This window comes from Microbaculum mangrovi (genome assembly GCF_051390635.1).
Taxonomy (GTDB): Bacteria; Pseudomonadota; Alphaproteobacteria; order Rhizobiales; family Tepidamorphaceae; genus Microbaculum.
On record NZ_JBPODT010000001.1, the window covers coordinates 809207 to 827283 of the forward strand.

The following is an 18077-nucleotide window of genomic DNA, read 5'->3' on the forward strand; positions in this document are numbered from 1 at the left end:
GCTACCGCGCGGCACGTCCCCTCCCCACTGGCCCTTGCGGGCGGTGCCTGAGCGCCGCCCGCTCCGATCCCGCCGGCAATGCGGGACCGACGGGGCAGATCGCCGGCGCCCGGCACGACGCGTCCTCAAAACTCGATGCCCTCCTGCGCCTTCACGCCGGCGGCGAAGTGGTGCTTGACCAGGGTCATCTCGGTGACGAGGTCGGCGGCCTCGATCAGTTCCGGCTTGGCGTTGCGGCCGGTGACGACGACATGCAGGTCCGGCCGGCGGTTCTTGAGCGTCTCCACCACCTCGTCGAGCGGCAGGTAATCGTATCGCAGCGCGATGTTGAGTTCGTCGAGCACGACCAGCGCCATCTCGGGATCGGCCATCAGCGCCCTGGCCTTTTCCCAGGCCTTCCCGGCGGCCGCGATGTCGCGCGCCTTGTCCTGGGTCTCCCAGGTGAAGCCCTCGCCCATGGTGTGCCACGCGACGAGATCGCCGAACTTTTCCAGGACCACCCGCTCGCCCGTCGACCAGGCGCCCTTGATGAACTGCACGACGCCGACCTTGCGGCCGTAGCCGACCATCCTGAGGGCCAGTCCGAAGGCCGCCGTCGACTTGCCCTTGCCCGGGCCGGTGTTGACGATCAGCAGGCCCTTCTTCTCGATCGTCTTGGAGGCGACCTCGGCGTCCTGCACTGCCTTGCGCTTCTCCATCTTCGCGCGGTGGCGGGCGGTCTCGTCGGGCTTCTCGTCTGTCATGTCTCGTCCTTCATCACCATCGGCAGTCCCGCCACCATGAAGACCACGCGCGCGGCCTGCCGCGCAATACGCTGGTTGAGCCGCCCCTGCGCGTCGCGGAAGGCGCGGCCGAGCGGGTTGTCGGGCACGATACTCAGGCCCACCTCGTTGGAAACGAGCACCGTTGTCGCATCCCGGGCGGCCAGCGCGGCGTCTAGATTGTCGATGGCGGCGGCGACGTCGTGCCCGCCGAGCATGAGGTTCGACAGCCACACCGTCAGGCAGTCGGCCAGGACCGGCGCGGCGGCGGGGGCGTCCCGGATCGCCTCGGGCAGCGCGAGCGGGGCCTCGACGGTCCGCCAGCCCTCGCCCCGGCGCGCGCGGTGCTCGGCGATTCGCGCCTCCATCTCCGCGTCGAAGGCCTGCGCCGTCGCCAGATAGACCCACGGCGCCGGCTGCGCCCGCACCATGTCTTCGGCGTACCGGCTCTTGCCCGACCGCGAACCGCCGAGCACCAGGCTGAGATGGGAATGGCTATCCAAAATGCGCCTCTTTGCGTCGTTGCCAGCCCGATTGACTCGCCCCCGGCAAGGCAATAGTCAATCCGGTGACGGTCCTTCCTGTTGAGGAAGGTGAAAAGGGAACGCGGTGCCGAAGGAAGCTTCGAATGCCGCGGCTGCCCCCGCAACTGTAGGCGGAGAGCCGCCCGTCTGATGTCCACTGGGCGACGTGCCACGTCGTGGCGCCCGGGAAGGCGACGGGTAAGCGAGACGATCCGCGAGCCAGGAGACCTGCCGTCCAGGACTGACCGCGACGTCGGGCGGGGTGCGCCGGCAATTCGCGGACGACCGACCCGAGATGTCGGCGTAGTTCCCACAAGGCGTCGCCTGCGGAACGGACCACGCACCCTGGACAGCGCGATGATCGCGCCAACAACGAGGGAATTGAAGCGGTGGCCCGACCCTTCCTTTACGTCTGCACCACCTGCAAGCAGGACGGCGCGCCCCTGGCCGAGGGCGAGACGCCGCCCGGCAAGCTGCTCTACGAGGCCGTCGCCGAAAAGCTCGCCGCGATGGGCGACGCCGCGCCCGTCGACGTCGAACCGGTCGTCTGCTTCGCCAATTGCGAGCAGGGCTGCTCCGCCGGCGTCTCCCAGCCGGGCAAATGGGCCTACATGGTCGGCCATATCGGCCCGGAGCACGCCGACGACCTGATCACCTACGCCGCGGCTTACGCGCAATCGGACCGCGGCGCCGTTCTGCGCTCCGGCCGGCCTGAATCGCTGCGCCACGCCATCGTCGGCCGCTTCCCGACCCATCTCGCCTTCCCGCAATCCCCGATAAAGGACGCCGCCGAATGAGTGCGCCTGCCCCCAAGCTCAGCGGAGAGAAGATTCCCGCGACCGTGATCACCGGCTTCCTCGGCGCCGGCAAGACGACGCTGGTGCGCCACGTCCTGGAGAACGCCAACGGCCGCCGCATCGCCATCATCGTCAACGAGTTCGGCTCGCTCGGCATCGACGGCGACCTCCTGAAGAGCTGCGGCATCGCCGGCTGCACCGACGACGACATCGTCGAGCTCGCCAACGGCTGCATCTGCTGCACGGTCGCCGACGACTTCCTGCCGACCATGCAGGCCCTGCTCGACCGCGACGATCCGCCCGAGCACGTGCTGATCGAGACGTCGGGCCTCGCCCTGCCGAAGCCGCTGATCAAGGCCTTCGACTGGCCGACCATCCGCTCGCGCATGACGGTCGACGGCGTCATCGCCGTGGTCGACGGCCCCGCCGTCGCCACCGGCCGTTTCGCCGACGATCCCGACGCCATCGCCCGGCAGCGCGCGGAGGATCCCTCCGTCGATCACGACAACCCGCTCGCCGAGGTCTACGAGGACCAGCTCAACGCCGCCGACCTGATCGTCGTCAACAAGGCCGACCTGCTCGACGCGGCCGGCATCGATGCGCTGAAGCAGGGGATCGCCGGCGCGGTGCCGCGCGCGGTGAAGGTCGTCTCGGCCTACGAGGGCCGCATCGATCCCGCCGTCCTGCTCGGCATCGGCGCCGCCGCCGAGGACGATCTCGACGCCCGCCCCTCGCACCATGACGGCGCCGACGACCACGAGCACGACGATTTCGAGTCCTTCGTCGTCGAGATCGGCGAGATCGCCGACCCCGACACCCTGGTCACCCGCCTCCGCGCGGTCGCCGAGGCGCACGACATCCTGCGCATCAAGGGCTTCGTGCCCGTCAGCGCCAAGCCGATGCGGCTCGCCGTGCAAGGCGTCGGCGGCCGGTTCCGCCACGCCTACGACCGCCCGTGGACGCCGACCGAACAGCGCGTCGGCCGCCTCGTCGTCATCGGCGAGACCGGCCTGGACCAGGCCGCGATCGACGCGGCGATACGAGGCTGACATGCACGTTCTGGTCCGGGAGACACGCGCGCTCGACGAGATCGAGCAGGCGGTCGATCTCGGCCAGACGCCTGCCGACCTGGTCTTCCTGTCCTTCTCGGATTCCGACCTCGGCGCCGCGTCCGCCGCCTGGCAGGCGGACGCGGCATTGCCGGGCCTGAGGCTCGCTAGCCTCGCCCGGCTCAAGCACCCGCTGTCGGTCGACCTCTATGTCGAGCAGGTGATCGAGACCGCGCGCTGCGTGGTGATCCGCCTGCTCGGCGGCCTCGACTACTGGCGCTACGGCGCCGAGGAAGTCGCCCGCGTTTGCCGCGATCGCGCGATCCCGCTGGCGATCCTGCCCGGCGACGGCCGCGAGGACGACCGGCTGATCGAACTGTCGACCGTCGATCCCGGCATCCGCGCCCGGCTCGATGCCTGCTTCGCCCATGGCGGACCGGAGAACACCGGCCGCGCGCTGCGCTTGGCCGCCCATCTCGCCGGCCTCGGCCCCGACGATGGCGACCGGGCCACGCCGCTGCCGATGCACGGGGAATACCGGCTTCCCCGTCCCGGCCCTACCGCCCACCCTCATCCTGAGGAGGCGCAAAGCGCCATCTCGGAGGGTGAAGCGGTCGGACCAGGCCCCCTCGCCGTCATCGTCTTCTACAGGGCCTACCTGCTCGCCGCCGACCTCGTCCCCATCGACGCGCTCGCCCGCGACCTCGACAAACAGGGGCTGGACGTCCGCGCCCTGTACGTCGCGAGCCTGAAGGCGCCCGAAACGGCGGCCTTCGTCGCCCGGACCCTGCGCGACTGGCGGCCCGCCGTGATCCTCAATGCCACCGGCTTCTCCGCCCGGCTGGACCCCGATGCCGGAAACGACGGCGCCTCTCCGCTCGATGCCGCCGGCGTTCCGGTACTCCAGCTCGTGCTTTCCGGCTCCGCGCGCGAGGCCTGGGCGGAATCGGCGCGCGGCCTCTCCCAGGCCGATCTCGCCATGCAGGTGGTGTTGCCCGAGCTCGACGGCCGCCTGCTTGCGACCGCCATCTCGTTCAAGGCGGAAGAGGCGGAAATCGACGGCCTGGAATTCGCCCGCACCATTCACACCCCCGATCCGGACGGCATCGCACTTGCCGCCGACCGCGCCGCCGGTTGGGCCCGGCTCGCCGCCACCGGGCGCGGGAACCGCAGGATCGCGCTGATCCTCTCCGATTATCCCGGCGCCGCCGGCCAGGCGGCGCACGCCGTCGGCCTCGACGCCATCGAGAGCACGGCGCAGATCCTCGGCCTGCTGAACCGCGAGGGCTATGCCACCGGCGCGACGGTGCCCGACGGCAAGGCGGTCGTCGCCGCCCTGTGCGATGCCGACCCGACACCGTTCCTGTCGCTCGCCGACTATCGGCGGCTGTTCGCCACCCTGCCCGAGGACACGCGCGCGCGGATCGTCGAGGCCTGGGGCGCTGCGGAAGACGATCCGGCCGTCGCGGACGGCGCCTTCGCCCTGCCCTTCGGCCGCTATGGCAACGTCATCGCGGCGATCCAGCCGGACCGCGGCAGCGCGCTTGAGCGCAAGGACACCTATCACGACCCCGATCTGCCGCCGCGCCATGCCTATGTCGCCTTCTATCTGTGGCTGCGCGAGTGCGAGGCGATCCACGCCATCGTCCATCTCGGCACCCACGGCACGCTGGAATGGCTGCCCGGCAAGGCCGTCGCCCTGTCCGGCGCCTGCGTGCCGACGGCCCTGATCCGCGGCCTGCCCCTGATCTATCCCTTCATCGTCAACAATCCCGGCGAGGCCGCCGCCGCCAAGCGCCGGCTCGGCGCGGTGACGATCGGCCATCTGACCCCGCCCCTGAAGCTCGCCGGCAGCCACGGCGCCGCGACCGAGCTCGAACGCCTGATCGACGAGTTCGCCGCCGCCGACGGCCTCGACAGGCGCCGCACCGCGATCCTGAAGTCCGAGATCCTCGAGCGCGCCGACGAGGTCGGGCTGCTCGCCGAAAGCGGCGCGACGGCGGACATGAGCGAGGACGACCGCCTCGCCTGCCTCGACGCCTATCTCTGCGACGTGAAGGACCTGCAGATCCGCGACGGCCTGCACGTGTTCGGCGCCGTGCCCGGACCCGAGCAGCGCGCCGCGCTGTCCGAGGCCTTGAGGGCCGCCTGTCCCGATCTTCCCCCGGAACCGCTCGACGCGCGCCTGGACGCTTCGCCTGAGGCCGAACGGCAGGCGCTGCTGGCCGCCCTGGACGGGCACTTCGTGCTCCCCGGCCCCTCCGGCGCGCCGACGCGCGGCCGCGCCGACGTTCTGCCGACCGGCCGCAACCTGTTCGCCGTCGATCCGCGCGCGGTGCCGACCCGCTCCGCCCTGGTGCTCGCCGAAAAGGCCGCCGACGATCTCGTCCGCCGCCACCTGCAGGATCACGGCGACTGGCCGCGATCGGTGGTGATCGACCTGTGGGGCTCGGCGACCATGCGCACCGGCGGCGAGGATCTGGCGCTCGCGCTGGTACTGATCGGCGCGCGGCCGACCTGGGATACCGGCTCGAACCGCGTCAATGGCTTCGAGATCCTGCCGCTGGCGATGCTCGACCGTCCCAGGATCGACGTCACCCTGCGCGTCTCCGGCATGTTCCGCGACGCCTTCGAGGCGCAGATCGCCCTGTTCGACGCCGTCGTCCGCGCGGTCGCCGAACGCGACGAGGACGACCAGTGGAACCCGGTCGCGGCGAAGGCCCGCGGCCTGACCGGGGAGGCCCTGCGCAAGGCCACGGCCCGCATCTACGGCGCCGCGCCGGGAAGCTACGGCGCCGGCGTCACCCATCTCGTCGAGGCAGGCGCCTGGGACGAGCGCGCCGATCTCGGCAACGCCTATCTGTCGGCCTCCGCCCATGCCTACGGCCAGGGCCTCGACGGCGCCCGCGACGCCGACGGCTTCGCCGAGAGGGTGCGCGCCACGGAGGCCTTCGTCCACCAGCAGGACCATGCCGAGATCGACCTGCTCGACACCGTCGATTTCGCCGCCCACGAAGGCGGTTTCGCCGCGGCGGCCGAGGCGCTGGGGGCGAGTCCGGCGCTCTATCACGCCGATACGTCGAACCCCGAGCAGCCGAAGACCCGCACGGTCGCCGAGGAGGTCACGCGCGTGGTGCGCGGCCGCGCGGCCAATCCCCAGTGGATCGCCGGCATGATGCGCCACGGCTATCGCGGCGGATCGGAGATCGCCCGATCGCTCGAGGGCCTCTACGGCTTTGCCGCCACCCTGCCCGACCGGCTCGACCGCCAGTTCGATCTCGTCTTCGACGCAACCCTCGGCGACGAGACCGTCGACCGCTTCCTGCGCACGGAAAACCCCGCCGCCCGCGCCGCGATGGTCGCGCGCTTCGACGAAGCGATCCGCCGCGGCCTCTGGCGCCCGCGCCGCAACGCGGTGGCCGCCATCCTGGCGGGAGGCGAGCCATGAGCCGGGAGGGACGCGTCGGCTGGTGCCCCAGCGTGGTAACGCCGATGGAGGCGGATGACGGATTGCTGGTCCGCGTCAAGCCGACGGCGGCGACCCTGCCGGCGCCTGCCCTGCGCGCGCTCGCCCGCGCCGCGCGGGACTGCGGCAACGGCCTGATCGACCTCACCAATCGCGCGAACCTGCAGGTACGCGGACTGCGGCCCGATACCACCGGGACCTTCGCAGCGACCGTTTTGGAGCACGGCCTGGCCAGCGCCGACGCCGCGCTCGAGGAGGTGCGCAACGTCGCCGCCGACCCCCTGGGTCCCGACGATCCGGATGCGACGTTCGATTCCCATGCGATCGCGCGCGCCATCGAGGCGAAACTGGACGAAACCCAGGCGTTGCGCGCCCTGCCGCCGAAATTCGGCTTCCTCGTCGATTGCGGCCGGACGATGCCGGTCCCGCAGGCGCACGCCGATATCGTTGTGCGCGATCTGGACGGCCAACTGGCGATCGGTCCCGGCGGCGGTGCCATGCTCGCTGTCTGTACGCCGGAGGAAGCGCCGGCCCTGGCGCGGCGACTGGCGCTGGTGTTTCTCGAGCTGGCCGGTCCCGCCGACGCGCCGCCGTACAGGATGCGCGAGCTGGCGGAGAAGGTCGGTGAAACCGCGATCCTCACCATGGCCGAGCTGACCGGCCGGCCTCTTGTTTCTGGCCGCATGGACGCTGGCAGCGTGGCCCCCGGCAACGTGGCCCCCGGCCGGGTGCAGCCTACCCGCGCCGCCCATCTGGAGCTGATGTACGCGCCGCCCCCGACCGACAGTCCGATCGGCCGGGTCCCGTTCGCGGGCCATCGCAAAGGCGCGATCGTCGCCGGCGTGCCGCGCGGGCGCATCGACGCGGACAGGCTCGCCGCGCTCGCCGATCTGTCCGAACGCTTCGCCGACGCGACCGTCCGCATGACGCCGTGGCGCGCGCTTGCCTTCGTGCCCGTAAACGACGACAACACCGCCGCAATTCTGTCGGCCCTGGCCGATCTCGACCTCATCACCGACCCGTCCGACCCACGCCGGCACTTGCGCGGACCCGATGTCGCGCCGGCCGGCGGAGCGGCGACAACTCCGGAGACGCTTTCCCGATGAATGCCCCCCAGGACCCGAAGCAGTACGACTACATCCGCGACGGCGCCGAGATCTATCGCCGCTCCTTCGCGACAATCCGCGCCGAGGCCGATCTCGCCCGCTTCACGCCGGACGAGGCGCGCGTCGCGGTGCGCGTCATCCATGCCTGCGGCATGGTCGATGTGGCCGCCGACCTGGTGTTTTCGCCCGATTTCACCGGGGCCGCCCGCGACGCCCTGCTGGCCGGCAAGCCGATCCTCTGCGATTCGCAGATGGTGGCGAACGGCATCACCCGCGCCCGCCTGCCCAACGGCAACGGCGTGGTCTGCACCCTGTCGGAACCGGAGGTCGCCGGCCTCGCCGAGATGATCGGCAACACCCGCACCGCCGCCGCCATGGAAATGTGGGGGGACCGCATGGACGGCGCTGTGGTCGCCATCGGCAACGCCCCGACCGCGCTGTTCCACCTGTTCGAGATGCTCGAAGCCGGCGCACCGAAGCCCGCGGCGATCATCGGCATGCCGGTGGGCTTCGTCGGCGCGGTCGAATCCAAACAGGCGCTGGAGGCGGACGGCCGCGTGCCGTTCATGACCGTGCGCGGCCGCAAGGGCGGCAGCGCCATGGCGGTCGCCGCCGTCAACGCGCTGGCGAGCGAGGCCGAATGAGCGACGTGGCGAACGAAAGCGGCACACTGTACGGCGTCGGCGTCGGCCCGGGCGATCCCGAGCTGATGACGCTGAAGGCCGCGCGGATTCTCGGCGAAGCGCCGGTCGTCGCCTTCTTCTCCAAGCGCGGCCGGAGCGGCAACGCGCGGCGCATCGTCGAGGGCCGCTTCAACCCGGCGGCGGAGGAACTGCGCCTCGAATACCCGTTCACGGTCGAGGTGCCCGTCGGCGATCCGCGCTATCGCAGCGAAATGGCCGCCTTCTACGATGATGCGGCGCGCCAGGTCGCCGCGCGGCTCGACCAGGGCCGCGACGTCGCCGTCCTCTGCGAGGGCGATCCGCTGTTCTACGGCTCCTACATGTATCTGCACGACCGCCTCGCCGGCCGTTACGCGGCCGAGGTGGTGCCCGGCATCACCGCGATGAGCGGCTGCTGGGCCCGCGCCGGCGCTCCCATGACCCGCGGCGACGACATGCTCTGCGTCGTCTCCGGCACCATGGACGAGGACGGTCTCGCCGAACGGCTTGCCGGCGCCGATGCCGCCGTCGTCATGAAGGCCGGCCGCAACCTCGCCAAGGTCCGCTCCGCCCTCGCCCGGGCCGGCAAGCTCGACCGCGCCGTCTATGTCGAACGCGGCACCATGCCGGAAGAAACGGTCGTCCGCCTCGCCGACAAGCCGGACGACGACGGCCCCTATTTCTCGCTCGTCCTGGTTCCGACCGAACGGAGGACGGTGTGACCGGCCGCCTTACCATCGTCGGTCTCGGCCCCGGCGCCGAAGAGCTGCAGACGCCGCAGGCGCGTGCCGTTCTCGACGCCGCGACCGACCTTTTCGGCTACACGACCTATCTCGACCGCGTGCCGACGAAAAACGGCCAGAGCCGACACGGGTCGGATAACCGGGAGGAGATCGCCCGCGCCCGCGCCGCGCTCGAACTGGCCCGCGCGGGTAAGGACGTTGCCGTCGTTTCCTCAGGCGATCCGGGCGTTTTCGCCATGGCCGCGGCCGTGTTCGAGGCGATCGAGGACGGCGAGCCGGAATGGCGGGAGATCGACGTGACGGTCGTGCCCGGCATTTCCGCGATGTTCGCCACCGCCGCCCGCCTCGGCGCGCCGCTCGGCCACGATTTCTGCGCGATTTCGCTGTCGGACAACCTGAAACCCTGGGAAACCGTCACCCGCCGGCTCGAGGCCGCGGCCGCCGCCGATTTCGTCATCGCCCTCTACAATCCGATCTCCAAGGCGCGGCCGTGGCAGCTCGGCGCCGCACTCGATCTCCTCCGCGCCCACCGCGCGCCGAGCACGCCGGTGATCTTCGCGACCGCCGTCAGCCGGACGGACGAGCGGATCGAGATCGCCGATCTGGCGAGCGCCGATCCGAGCCGCGCCGACATGCGCACGCTCGTGATGATCGGCTCGAGCGCCACCCGCCTCGTCCCCCGCCCAAACGGCGAGCCCTGGGTCTACACGCCCCGCCGCGTGGAGGCGTCGGTCTCGTGAAAACGTGCCAGCCACGCAAGCGCCGCCTCGACCGTCTCGACCGCCTCGACGCCGGGCACCGGCGGACGCGCCACCATGATAACCGGCACACCCAGCGACCGCGCCGCGACGAGCTTGGCGCCGGTCGCCGTTCCACCCGAGTTCTTGGTGACGAGCGCCTCGATCCCATACTCCGCCAGCAGCCGGCGCTCGTCGGCTTCGGCGAACGGTCCGCGCGCGGTGATCACCTGGGCATCCGGCGGCAGGCTGTCGGCAGCCGGCGCGTCGACGGAGCGGATCACATAGGCGTGCTGCGGCGCGGCCTTGAACGGCGCGAGCTCCTTCTGTCCGATGGTGAGCAGCACGCGTTTGCGCACGGGGCCCAGCGCGGCCACAGCGGATCTCATATCCGCAACGACCGTCCAGTCATCCCCCGGCTCCGCTCGCCATTCCGGCCTGCGGATGGCCAGGAGCGGAACGCCGGCCCGGCGCGCCGCGTCGGCGGCGTTGCCCTTCATCACGGCGGCGAAGGGATGGGTGGCGTCGATCAGCAGATCGGTCCGCTCGGCGATGAGATAGTCGGCAAGCCCCTGGGCACCGCCGAAACCGCCGATACGGAAGGGGATCGGTGGCCTGGCCGGCGCTTTCGTCGTGCCGGCAAGCGACACGACGGCGGCGACGCGCGCGTCGTCCTTGATCGCGCGCGCAAGCGCGCTCGCTTCCGTCGTTCCGCCCAGGATCAGGAGCTTCAGTGCCATGGGGCACAGGAGATGACCCGATGACGGCCGCCACGCAAGCCCGTTCTGCCCCCGCCCGCCGCTGGCTCGCGATCGTCGGCATCGGCGAGGACGGCGTCGAGGGCCTGACGCCCGCCGCGCGCGCCCTGATCGAAAGCGCCGCCATCGTCTATGGCGGGGAGCGGCATCTGGCGCTTGCCGCGAGGCTGATCAAGGGCGAGACGAAGCCCTGGCCACGTCCGCTTAAGGGCGCGATACCGGATATCCTCGGCCGCCGCGGCACGGCGATCGCGGTACTCGCCTCCGGCGATCCCTATCTCTACGGCATCGGCAGCCGGCTCGCGCCGCATGTCGCGGCCGAGGAGATCATCGCGATCCCGGCACCATCCGCGTATTCGCTCGCCTGTTCGCGGCTCGGCTGGTCGCTGGCGGATACGGCGACGATCACCTGCTGCGGCCGGCCGATCGAAACGCTGGCACCGCACCTCCAGCCGGGGCGCAGGCTGCTTGTCCTGTCCGCCGACGAGACCACGCCCGCCAAAATCTCCGCGTACCTCCTGGAACGCGGCTTCGGCGGTTCGACGCTGCACGTGCTGGAAGCCCTGGGCGGAGACCGCGACCGGGTGCGCACGACGACGGCACAGGACTTCGGCTTCGACGATGTCGACCGGCTGAACCTCGTCGCCATCGAGGTGGTGGCGGCCCCGGACGCGCGCGTCATTCCGCTGGCGAACGGACTGCCCGATGACGCCTTCGAGAATGACGGGCAATTGACCAAACGCGAGATCCGCGCCGTCACCCTCTCCGCCCTGGCGCCGCGCGCCGGCGAACGGCTGTGGGATATCGGCTGCGGCTCGGGCTCGATCTCCATCGAATGGCTGCTGTGCCACCCCGCCAATACGGCGACGGCGATCGAGCGCGATCCCGAACGCGCCGCGCGCGCCGCGCGCAATGCCGCCAGCCTCGGGGTACCGCGCCTCGAGGTCACGCAGGGCTCGGCGCCGGATGTCTTCGCGGGCCTGCCGGCCCCGGATGCGGTCTTCGTCGGTGGCGGCGGCCAAGGCGACGGCGTCATCGAGGGCGCCTGGGAGGCATTGCGCCCCGGCGGACGGATGGTGGTCAATTCGGTGACACTCGAGACCGAGGCGAAACTGATCGAGGCGCACGGCAAATATGGTGGCACGCTGACGCGGCTGTCCGTCGAGCGGCTGGAGCGGATCGGCACGCGCAACGGTTTCCGCCCGGCAATGACCGTCACCCAATGGACGGCAATCAAGCCCGAGGAAATGCCCGGGGGGACGCCATGATCGTCGCGGGGATAGGCTGCCGGAAAGGCTGCGGCGCCGACGAGATCGTCGCGTTGATCGAGGATGCGGTGAAACGAGCCGGCATCGCCAATTGCAGGTTCACCGCGCTTGCGGCGCCCCGTTTCAAGGACGCCGAGCCCGGCCCCCGCGAGGCGGCGGACCGGATGAACCTGCCACTGCTTCTGATCGAGGAACAGGCGATGAAAGCCGTCGAGCCGCGCTGCCCGACCCGGTCGGAAACCGCCTTGAAGGCGACGGGCTTTGCCTCCGTTGCCGAAGCCGCCGCACTCGCCGCCGCCGGCACCGAAGGGCGGCTCGTGCTGCCGCGCATTTCGAGCGCCATGGCCACCTGCGCGCTTGCAGAGCGAGGTCCGCGATGACGGTGCATTTCATCGGCGCCGGCCCCGGCGCGCCCGACCTCATCACCGTTCGCGGCCGCGACCTCGTGGCAAGCTGCCCCGTCTGTCTCTATGCCGGCTCGCTGGTCAACGCCGAAATCCTGACGCACTGCCCGCCCGGCGCGCGCATCGTCGACACCGCGCCGATGAGCCTTGACGAGATCGCCACCGAATTCGAGACGGCCCACGCGGCCGGCCTGGACGTCGCGCGTCTGCATTCCGGCGACCTGTCGGTATGGAGCGCGCTCGGCGAACAGATCCGCCGGCTCGAAACGCTGGGGATACCCTATACGGTGACGCCCGGGGTGCCTGCCTTCGCCGCCGCCTCGGCCGCCTTGCGGCGGGAGCTCACCCTTCCCGAGGTCGCCCAGTCTGTCGTCCTCACCCGCACCTCCGGCCGCGCCTCGGCGATGCCGGAAGGCGAGACGCTGGAGACCTTCGCGGCGTCCGGCGCGACGCTCGCGATCCACCTGTCGATCCACGCGCTCGACCGGGTCGTCGAGGAACTGACGCCTCACTACGGGCCGGACTGCCCGGTCGCCATCGTCTATCGGGCAAGCTGGCCGGAGGAGCGCATCATCCGCGGCAGGCTCTCGACCATCGCAGGCGCGGTTGCCACCCAACCGATCGAACGCACCGCGCTGATTCTGGTCGGACCGGTTCTGGCTTCCGAGGATTTTCGCGAGAGCGCCCTCTACGATCCCGACTATCAGCGCCGCTTCCGCTCGCGAGGCACGTCATGAACCGGAGCAAACGGCGCACGACCGACCAGATTGCCGTTGCGGTCGAACACGACGATTTCCAGCACCATGTCGGTGCCGCCGATGACCTGCGCCGCCGTGTCCCAGGCCGCCGCCGCAACCGTGTCGCCAAGCCGGATGCCTTCCGCCTCGGCCTCGGCAAAGGCCGCGGGCGTGGTGTTGGCGCCGACGATCCTGGCCCGCAGCGCCGCCGATCCGCCCCCGTCGGCGGCCAATTCGGAAGCCATGTCGGCGAGCGCCTCAAGGTCAACCGATCCGCGCTTCGAATGAAGGTCGAGAAACCCTTGCGCGAGCTTGGTCATCTTGGCGATGCCGCCGGCAATGGTGACCTTCGCCACCGGATGCGCGCGCAGGTACTTGAGCGTCCCGCCGACGAAATCGCCCATGTCGAGCAGGGCCGCCTCCGACAGGCCATGCAGTCTCTGGACGGCCTTCTCGGAGGTGTCGCCGGTGGCGCCCGCGACATGATCGAGCCCCGTGGCGCGCGACACATCGATCCCCCGGTGGATCGAGGCGATCCACGCCGCGCACGAATAGGGCACGACGATCCCGGTGGTGCCGAGCACCGACAATCCGCCGACGATGCCGAGCCGTCCGTTCATCGTTCTTTCGGCGAGCTTCGCGCCGCCGGGGATGGCGATCTCGACCACGACGTCACCGCTTGCCCCCGTCCTGGCACAGACCTCGGCGATCGCCTGGGCGATCATCCGGCGCGGCACCGGGTTGATTGCCGGCTCGCCGGGCGGGATCGGCAGGCCCGGCTTGGTCACCGTGCCGACACCCTCGCCCGCCTTGAAGCACACGCCGCTGCCGTCCGGCCCCGCCCTGACCGTCGCGACGATCAGCGCCCCATGGGTGACATCGGGATCATCGCCGGCATCCTTGACAACGCCGGCACGCGCCGCGCCGTCATCGAGGCTGTGCCGGGCCAGCGCGAAGGCCGGCGTCTGCCCGCCGGGCAGCGTCACCGTAACCGGATCGGGAAAGTCGCCGGTGACCAATGCGGTATAGGCCGCCTTCGCGGCGGCGGTGGCGCAGGTTCCGGTGGTCCAACCCCGGCGGAGCGGGCGGTCTTCGTCCATGAACTGCCAGATAGCGCCTCGCCACCGGCCTGTCACGGCCCCCATTGTCATGGAATAGCGATATGACATCGCTCGATCTTCTCAACCGCCTGATGGGACGCGCGCCCGTATTCGAGCCCGGCCATGTCTGGCTTGCCGGTGCCGGCCCCGGCGATCCGTCCCACCTGACGCTCGGCGCGCTCGCCGGTCTCGCCCAGGCCGACGTCGTCGTCCATGACGCGCTGGTCGACGCCCGCGTGCTCGATCTCTGCCGCGACGGCGCGCGGCTGGAATTCGCGGGCAAGCGCGGCGGCAAGCCCTCGGCCACCCAGGTCGACATCACCCGCCGCCTCGTCGAACTCGCGCGCCAGGACCTGCGGGTTCTCAGGCTCAAGGGCGGCGATCCCTTCGTCTTCGGCCGCGGCGGGGAGGAGGCGCTGACGCTGACCGCCGAGCGGATTCCGTTCCGCGTCATCCCGGGCATCACGTCCGGGCTCGCGGGCCTCGCGCTCGCGTCGATTCCGGCGACGATCCGCGGCGTCAACCAGGCGGTCATCCTGGCGACCGGGCACGGCGCCGACACCGAGGACGGGCTGGACTGGAGGGCCCTGGCGGCGACCGGCCAGCCGATCATCCTCTACATGGCGATGAAGACCCTGGACCGGATCGCGGCCGCGCTGATCGAGGGCGGTCTGCACCCCGACACGCCGGCGGCGGTCATCGTTTCGGCGACGCTGCCGGAGGAACGCGTTTTGGTCTCCACTCTGTCGCGCATCGCCGCCGACGCCGAGGACGCCGCGTTGGATCCGCCCGCCATCGTCGCGATCGGCGGCATCGTCACGGTGCGCGAGCAGTTGCTGGCGCTGGCGCCCCGTATCCTGGAGACCCTGCCATGACCGCGAAAGGACTGATCGTCGCCGCGCCGCGGTCCGGCTCCGGCAAGACGACGGTGACGCTCGGCCTGATCGCCGCGCTCAGGCGGCGTGGCGTCCGGGTGCGCACCGCCAAGTCCGGCCCCGACTACATCGATCCGGCCTTCCATGCCGCCGCCAGCGGGATGTCGGGCTTCAACCTCGACAGTTGGGCGATGCCGCCCGATCTGATCGACGCTCTGGTCGCCGAAGCGGCATCCGACGCCGACCTGCTGATTATCGAAGCCTCGATGGGCCTGTTCGACGGTCTTTCCGGCGAGCCCGGCCGGCGCGGCGCCGGGGCCGATCTCGCGGCACGGCTGAACCTGCCGGTACTCCTCGTCATGGACGTTTCCGGCCAGTCGCAGTCGGCCGCGGCGATCGCGCACGGCTTCGCGACCCTCGACGACAACGTCCGTATCGGCGCCGTCATCGCCAACCGGGTCGCCAGTGAGCGCCACCTCGCCCAGGTTGCCGACTCGATGCAGCCGATCGCCATGCCGATCGCCGGCGCGCTGATGCGCGACCAGACAATCACCCTGCCCGAACGCCACCTTGGGCTGGTACAGGCGCGCGAGCACGGCGACCTCGACAAACTGCTCGATCGCCTCGCCGACCTTGCCGAGGAACGGCTCGATCTCGACCTGATCCTCGACACGGCCCGCCCCGTCGCCCCGACCACGGCTGGCGCGGCGCCGGTGCTCCGCCCGCCGGGACAGCGCATCGCGCTGGCCTCCGACGCCGCCTTCACCTTCATCTACCCGCATCTCACCGATGGCTGGCGCCGGGCCGGATCGGAGATCATCCCGTTCTCGCCGCTGGCCGACGAAGCGCCGCCGGCAGAGTGCGATGTCTGCTGGCTGCCGGGGGGCTATCCCGAGCTGCACGCCGGGGCGCTTGCCGCCGCCACGGCGTTCCGGTCCGGGCTGAAGGCCTTCGCCGAGACCCACCCCGTTCACGGCGAATGTGGCGGCTACATGGTGCTCGGCGAGGGCCTGGAAGACGCCGAGGGCACCCGCCACGCGATGACCGGACTGCTCGGCCACGCGACCAGCTTCGCAAAGCGCAAGATGAACCTCGGATACCGGCAGGCGACGCTCAAGGCGGATTGCCCGGCGGGCCCGGCCGGCGCCGTCCTGCGCGGGCACGAATTCCACTACGCCACCGTCATCGAGGCGGGATCCGACGAACCGCTTGCCGACCTGATCGACGGCCAGGGACGCGATCTCGGAGCGTCCGGCGGGCGGCGCGGTCGCGTCAGCGGCACCTTCTTCCATGCCATCGCGGAGTTGAAATGAGCCGGTTTGCCTCGCTCGCCGAATTGCGCACTGCCTGCCTCGAGCTGCCGGAAGCGGACGACGCGGCGGCAGCCGTCGTCGTCGATCGCCAGACCCAACTGACCAAGCCGCCGGGAAGTCTCGGCCGTCTGGAAGATATTCCCGCCTGGCTGGCCCGCTGGCAGGGCCGGGCGATGCCCCTCCTCGACCGTGTGCTGGTGCTGGTGTTCGCCGGCAATCACGGCGTCTCCGCGCGCGGCGTCTCCGCCTTCCCGGCGAGCGTCACCGCCCAGATGGTCGCGAACTTCGACGCCGGCGGGGCCGCGATCAACCAGCTCTGCCGGGCCGCCGGTGCCGACCTCACTGTAATTCCCTTCGATCTCGACGTGCCGACAGCCGACTTCACCATCGGGCCGGCGATGGACGAGGCCGGTTTCCTCGCCGCCGTCGCGGCGGGATACGATGCTGTTCCACCCGACATCGACCTGCTTTGCGTCGGCGAAATGGGTATCGGCAACACCACGGTCGCCGCCGCCCTCTCGGCCGCGCTTTGTGGCGGCGACGGTCGCCACTGGGCGGGACGCGGCACCGGTGTCGACGACGAGGGGCTCCGTCGCAAGTGTGACACGATCGATGCCGGCCTTACCCGCCATGCCGATACGCTCGCCGATCCCCTGCAGGCGGCGATGTGTCTCGGCGGCTACGAGCTCGCCGGTATGTTCGGCGCCGTCCTCGCCGCGCGCATGCACGGCATCCCGGTGCTACTCGACGGCTTCGTCTCGACCGCCGCCGCCGCCCCGCTGGCAAAGGTCGCCAAAGGCGGCCTCGACCATGCGCTGGTCGCCCATACATCGGCCGAGCCCGGGCATCGCCGTCTCGCCGAAGCCCTCGGCAAGGCCCCGCTGATCGATCTCGGCATGCGGCTCGGCGAGGCCTCCGGCGCGGCGGTCGCGATCCCGATCCTGCGTGCCGCGGTCACCTGCCATGCCGGCATGGCGACCTTCGCCGAGGCCGGCGTCGACGGAAAGGGCTGACCCGTTGTCGCGTCTCAGCGAACTCGTCTCGGCCTTCGGGTTGCTCACCCGGCTGCCCGTCGCGCGCATCGTTCCGGGTACGGACTATGCCGATGCGGGCCGTTCGGTCTGGGCCTATCCCCTGGTCGGCGTCGTCGTCGGCCTGATCGGCGGGGTCGCTTACTGGCTGCTTGCCTTCATCGGGGTGACGCCGTTGATCGCCGGTGCCATTGCACTCGGTGCCATGGTGCTCGCGACCGGCGGTCTGCACGAGGACGGTCTGGCCGATACCGCCGACGGGTTCGGCGGCGGCGCAGAGCGGGAGGACAAGCTCGAGATCATGCGCGACAGCCGTATCGGCAGCTACGGCGTGATGGCGCTGGTCCTCGTCTTCGCACTGCGCCTCGGCGCGATCTCCGCGCTCGCCGGGACCGGCGCGGTCCTCGGCGCGCTCGTCGCCTCGGCGGCCCTCTCGCGCGGCGGCATGGGCCTGTTCATGCGCCTGATCGAACCGGCCCGGACCGACGGCCTGTCTGCCGGCGTCGGCAGCCTGGATGGCTCGGCGGCGGCGGAAGCCGCGGCGATTTCAATCCTGATCGCGTTTCTGGTGCTGACGCCCGGCGCGGCGATCCTGGCGGTCGTCTTCGCCGCCCTCGCCGTCGTCGCGGTCGGTGTGCTGGCGCTTCGGCAGATCGGCGGCCAGACCGGCGACGTCGTCGGTGCCGCGGGCATCGCCGCCGAATGCGCCGCGCTGACGGCCATCGTCGCGATCGGCGCCTGACCCG

The 18077-nt window shown here is 71.0% G+C and carries 18 protein-coding genes and 1 riboswitch; of the genes, 14 read left to right on the forward strand and 4 right to left on the reverse strand.

Annotated elements, in window-relative coordinates; genetic code table 11:
- Nucleotides 1-125: 125 nt before the first annotated feature.
- Together cobO and cobU are read right to left on the reverse strand one after the other, a co-directional pair.
- Nucleotides 126-743, reverse strand: coding sequence for a cob(I)yrinic acid a,c-diamide adenosyltransferase (cobO, locus tag ACSF9G_RS03900; RefSeq protein ID WP_436638542.1), 618 nt, complete (start codon nucleotides 741-743; stop codon nucleotides 126-128).
- Nucleotides 740-1267, reverse strand: coding sequence for a bifunctional adenosylcobinamide kinase/adenosylcobinamide-phosphate guanylyltransferase (cobU, locus tag ACSF9G_RS03905; RefSeq protein ID WP_436639662.1), 528 nt, complete (start codon nucleotides 1265-1267; stop codon nucleotides 740-742). The genes cobO and cobU overlap by 4 nt, the downstream gene beginning before the upstream one ends.
- Nucleotides 1268-1316: 49 nt before the next feature.
- Nucleotides 1317-1535, forward strand: a riboswitch (cobalamin riboswitch).
- 139 nt (nucleotides 1536-1674) lie between these two features.
- On the opposite strand from cobU, the gene ACSF9G_RS03910 reads away from it, so the two are divergent.
- From ACSF9G_RS03910 to cobJ, 7 genes are read left to right on the forward strand one after another with little or no spacing between them, the layout of a single operon-like run.
- Nucleotides 1675-2082 (forward strand): DUF1636 family protein, encoded by a 408-nt coding sequence (locus ACSF9G_RS03910; RefSeq protein ID WP_436638544.1) that lies wholly within the window; start codon nucleotides 1675-1677, stop codon nucleotides 2080-2082.
- A complete protein-coding gene (gene cobW, locus ACSF9G_RS03915; protein WP_436638546.1) occupies nucleotides 2079-3131 on the forward strand; it encodes a cobalamin biosynthesis protein CobW in 1053 nt (350 codons plus the stop codon). Before ACSF9G_RS03910 ends, cobW begins: the two co-directional genes overlap by 4 nt.
- A gap of 1 nt (nucleotide 3132) precedes the next feature.
- On the forward strand, nucleotides 3133-6579 hold the full coding sequence (gene cobN, locus ACSF9G_RS03920; protein ID WP_436638549.1) for a cobaltochelatase subunit CobN: 3447 nt from the start codon (nucleotides 3133-3135) through the stop codon (nucleotides 6577-6579).
- On the forward strand, nucleotides 6576-7703 hold the full coding sequence (locus ACSF9G_RS03925; protein WP_436638550.1) for a ferredoxin-like domain-containing protein: 1128 nt from the start codon (nucleotides 6576-6578) through the stop codon (nucleotides 7701-7703). Before cobN ends, ACSF9G_RS03925 begins: the two co-directional genes overlap by 4 nt.
- A complete protein-coding gene (locus tag ACSF9G_RS03930) occupies nucleotides 7700-8347 on the forward strand; it encodes a precorrin-8X methylmutase (protein WP_436638551.1) in 648 nt (215 codons plus the stop codon). Before ACSF9G_RS03925 ends, ACSF9G_RS03930 begins: the two co-directional genes overlap by 4 nt.
- Entirely contained in the window at nucleotides 8344-9087 is a 744-nt protein-coding gene (locus tag ACSF9G_RS03935) for a precorrin-2 C(20)-methyltransferase (RefSeq protein WP_436638553.1), read from the forward strand. The genes ACSF9G_RS03930 and ACSF9G_RS03935 overlap by 4 nt, the downstream gene beginning before the upstream one ends.
- A complete protein-coding gene (cobJ, locus tag ACSF9G_RS03940; RefSeq protein ID WP_436638561.1) occupies nucleotides 9084-9848 on the forward strand; it encodes a precorrin-3B C(17)-methyltransferase in 765 nt (254 codons plus the stop codon). The genes ACSF9G_RS03935 and cobJ overlap by 4 nt, the downstream gene beginning before the upstream one ends.
- On the opposite strand, the gene ACSF9G_RS03945 is transcribed toward cobJ, so the two are convergent.
- Nucleotides 9812-10585, reverse strand: a complete 774-nt coding sequence (locus tag ACSF9G_RS03945) for a cobalt-precorrin-6A reductase (RefSeq protein WP_436638563.1) — start codon at nucleotides 10583-10585, stop codon at nucleotides 9812-9814. The two genes, cobJ and ACSF9G_RS03945, sit on opposite strands and share 37 nt — an antisense overlap.
- Nucleotides 10586-10605: 20 nt before the next feature.
- Between ACSF9G_RS03945 and cbiE the strand changes: the two genes are divergently transcribed.
- The 3 genes from cbiE to cobM are packed head-to-tail and all read left to right on the forward strand — an operon-like array spanning nucleotide 10606 to nucleotide 13012.
- A complete protein-coding gene (gene cbiE / locus ACSF9G_RS03950; RefSeq protein ID WP_436638565.1) occupies nucleotides 10606-11871 on the forward strand; it encodes a precorrin-6y C5,15-methyltransferase (decarboxylating) subunit CbiE in 1266 nt (421 codons plus the stop codon).
- Nucleotides 11868-12251, forward strand: a complete 384-nt coding sequence (locus tag ACSF9G_RS03955; RefSeq protein ID WP_436638567.1) for a cobalamin biosynthesis protein — start codon at nucleotides 11868-11870, stop codon at nucleotides 12249-12251. The genes cbiE and ACSF9G_RS03955 overlap by 4 nt, the downstream gene beginning before the upstream one ends.
- Nucleotides 12248-13012 carry a precorrin-4 C(11)-methyltransferase gene (cobM, locus tag ACSF9G_RS03960; protein WP_436638569.1) on the forward strand — a complete coding sequence of 255 codons (765 nt, stop codon included), beginning with the start codon at nucleotides 12248-12250 and terminating at the stop codon, nucleotides 13010-13012. The genes ACSF9G_RS03955 and cobM overlap by 4 nt, the downstream gene beginning before the upstream one ends.
- Here the strand turns inward: cobM and ACSF9G_RS03965 are convergent.
- A complete protein-coding gene (locus ACSF9G_RS03965) occupies nucleotides 12979-14112 on the reverse strand; it encodes a cobalt-precorrin-5B (C(1))-methyltransferase (RefSeq protein ID WP_436638571.1) in 1134 nt (377 codons plus the stop codon). The genes cobM and ACSF9G_RS03965 overlap by 34 nt on opposite strands.
- A gap of 62 nt (nucleotides 14113-14174) precedes the next feature.
- On the opposite strand from ACSF9G_RS03965, the gene cobA reads away from it, so the two are divergent.
- Genes cobA through cobS form a run of 4 tightly spaced genes read left to right on the forward strand, consistent with a single transcriptional unit; the run spans nucleotide 14175 to nucleotide 18073 of the window.
- A complete protein-coding gene (gene cobA / locus ACSF9G_RS03970) occupies nucleotides 14175-14987 on the forward strand; it encodes a uroporphyrinogen-III C-methyltransferase (RefSeq protein WP_436638573.1) in 813 nt (270 codons plus the stop codon).
- The gene (locus tag ACSF9G_RS03975) at nucleotides 14984-16300 is read left to right on the forward strand and encodes a cobyrinic acid a,c-diamide synthase CobB (RefSeq protein WP_436638575.1); all 1317 of its coding nucleotides are present in this window, start codon (nucleotides 14984-14986) and stop codon (nucleotides 16298-16300) included. The genes cobA and ACSF9G_RS03975 overlap by 4 nt, the downstream gene beginning before the upstream one ends.
- Nucleotides 16297-17313, forward strand: coding sequence for a nicotinate-nucleotide--dimethylbenzimidazole phosphoribosyltransferase (cobT, locus tag ACSF9G_RS03980; RefSeq protein WP_436638577.1), 1017 nt, complete (start codon nucleotides 16297-16299; stop codon nucleotides 17311-17313). Before ACSF9G_RS03975 ends, cobT begins: the two co-directional genes overlap by 4 nt.
- Before the next feature lie 4 nt (nucleotides 17314-17317).
- The gene (gene cobS, locus ACSF9G_RS03985; RefSeq protein WP_436638579.1) at nucleotides 17318-18073 is read left to right on the forward strand and encodes an adenosylcobinamide-GDP ribazoletransferase; all 756 of its coding nucleotides are present in this window, start codon (nucleotides 17318-17320) and stop codon (nucleotides 18071-18073) included.
- The last annotated feature ends 4 nt before the right edge of the window (nucleotides 18074-18077 follow it).

Bases quoted from the DNA above. Each gene is read 5' to 3' on its own strand.
- cobO (WP_436638542.1), bottom strand. From the start codon at position 743: ATGACAGACGAGAAGCCCGACGAGACCGCCCGCCACCGCGCGAAGATG.
- cobW (WP_436638546.1), top strand. From the start codon at position 2,079: ATGAGTGCGCCTGCCCCCAAGCTCAGCGGAGAGAAGATTCCCGCGACC.
- cobN (WP_436638549.1), top strand. From the start codon at position 3,133: ATGCACGTTCTGGTCCGGGAGACACGCGCGCTCGACGAGATCGAGCAG.
- ACSF9G_RS03925 (WP_436638550.1), top strand. From the start codon at position 6,576: ATGAGCCGGGAGGGACGCGTCGGCTGGTGCCCCAGCGTGGTAACGCCG.
- ACSF9G_RS03930 (WP_436638551.1), top strand. From the start codon at position 7,700: ATGAATGCCCCCCAGGACCCGAAGCAGTACGACTACATCCGCGACGGC.
- ACSF9G_RS03935 (WP_436638553.1), top strand. From the start codon at position 8,344: ATGAGCGACGTGGCGAACGAAAGCGGCACACTGTACGGCGTCGGCGTC.
- ACSF9G_RS03945 (WP_436638563.1), bottom strand. From the start codon at position 10,585: ATGGCACTGAAGCTCCTGATCCTGGGCGGAACGACGGAAGCGAGCGCG.
- cbiE (WP_436638565.1), top strand. From the start codon at position 10,606: ATGACGGCCGCCACGCAAGCCCGTTCTGCCCCCGCCCGCCGCTGGCTC.
- ACSF9G_RS03955 (WP_436638567.1), top strand. From the start codon at position 11,868: ATGATCGTCGCGGGGATAGGCTGCCGGAAAGGCTGCGGCGCCGACGAG.
- cobM (WP_436638569.1), top strand. From the start codon at position 12,248: ATGACGGTGCATTTCATCGGCGCCGGCCCCGGCGCGCCCGACCTCATC.
- ACSF9G_RS03965 (WP_436638571.1), bottom strand. From the start codon at position 14,112: ATGGACGAAGACCGCCCGCTCCGCCGGGGTTGGACCACCGGAACCTGC.
- cobA (WP_436638573.1), top strand. From the start codon at position 14,175: ATGACATCGCTCGATCTTCTCAACCGCCTGATGGGACGCGCGCCCGTA.
- ACSF9G_RS03975 (WP_436638575.1), top strand. From the start codon at position 14,984: ATGACCGCGAAAGGACTGATCGTCGCCGCGCCGCGGTCCGGCTCCGGC.
- cobT (WP_436638577.1), top strand. From the start codon at position 16,297: ATGAGCCGGTTTGCCTCGCTCGCCGAATTGCGCACTGCCTGCCTCGAG.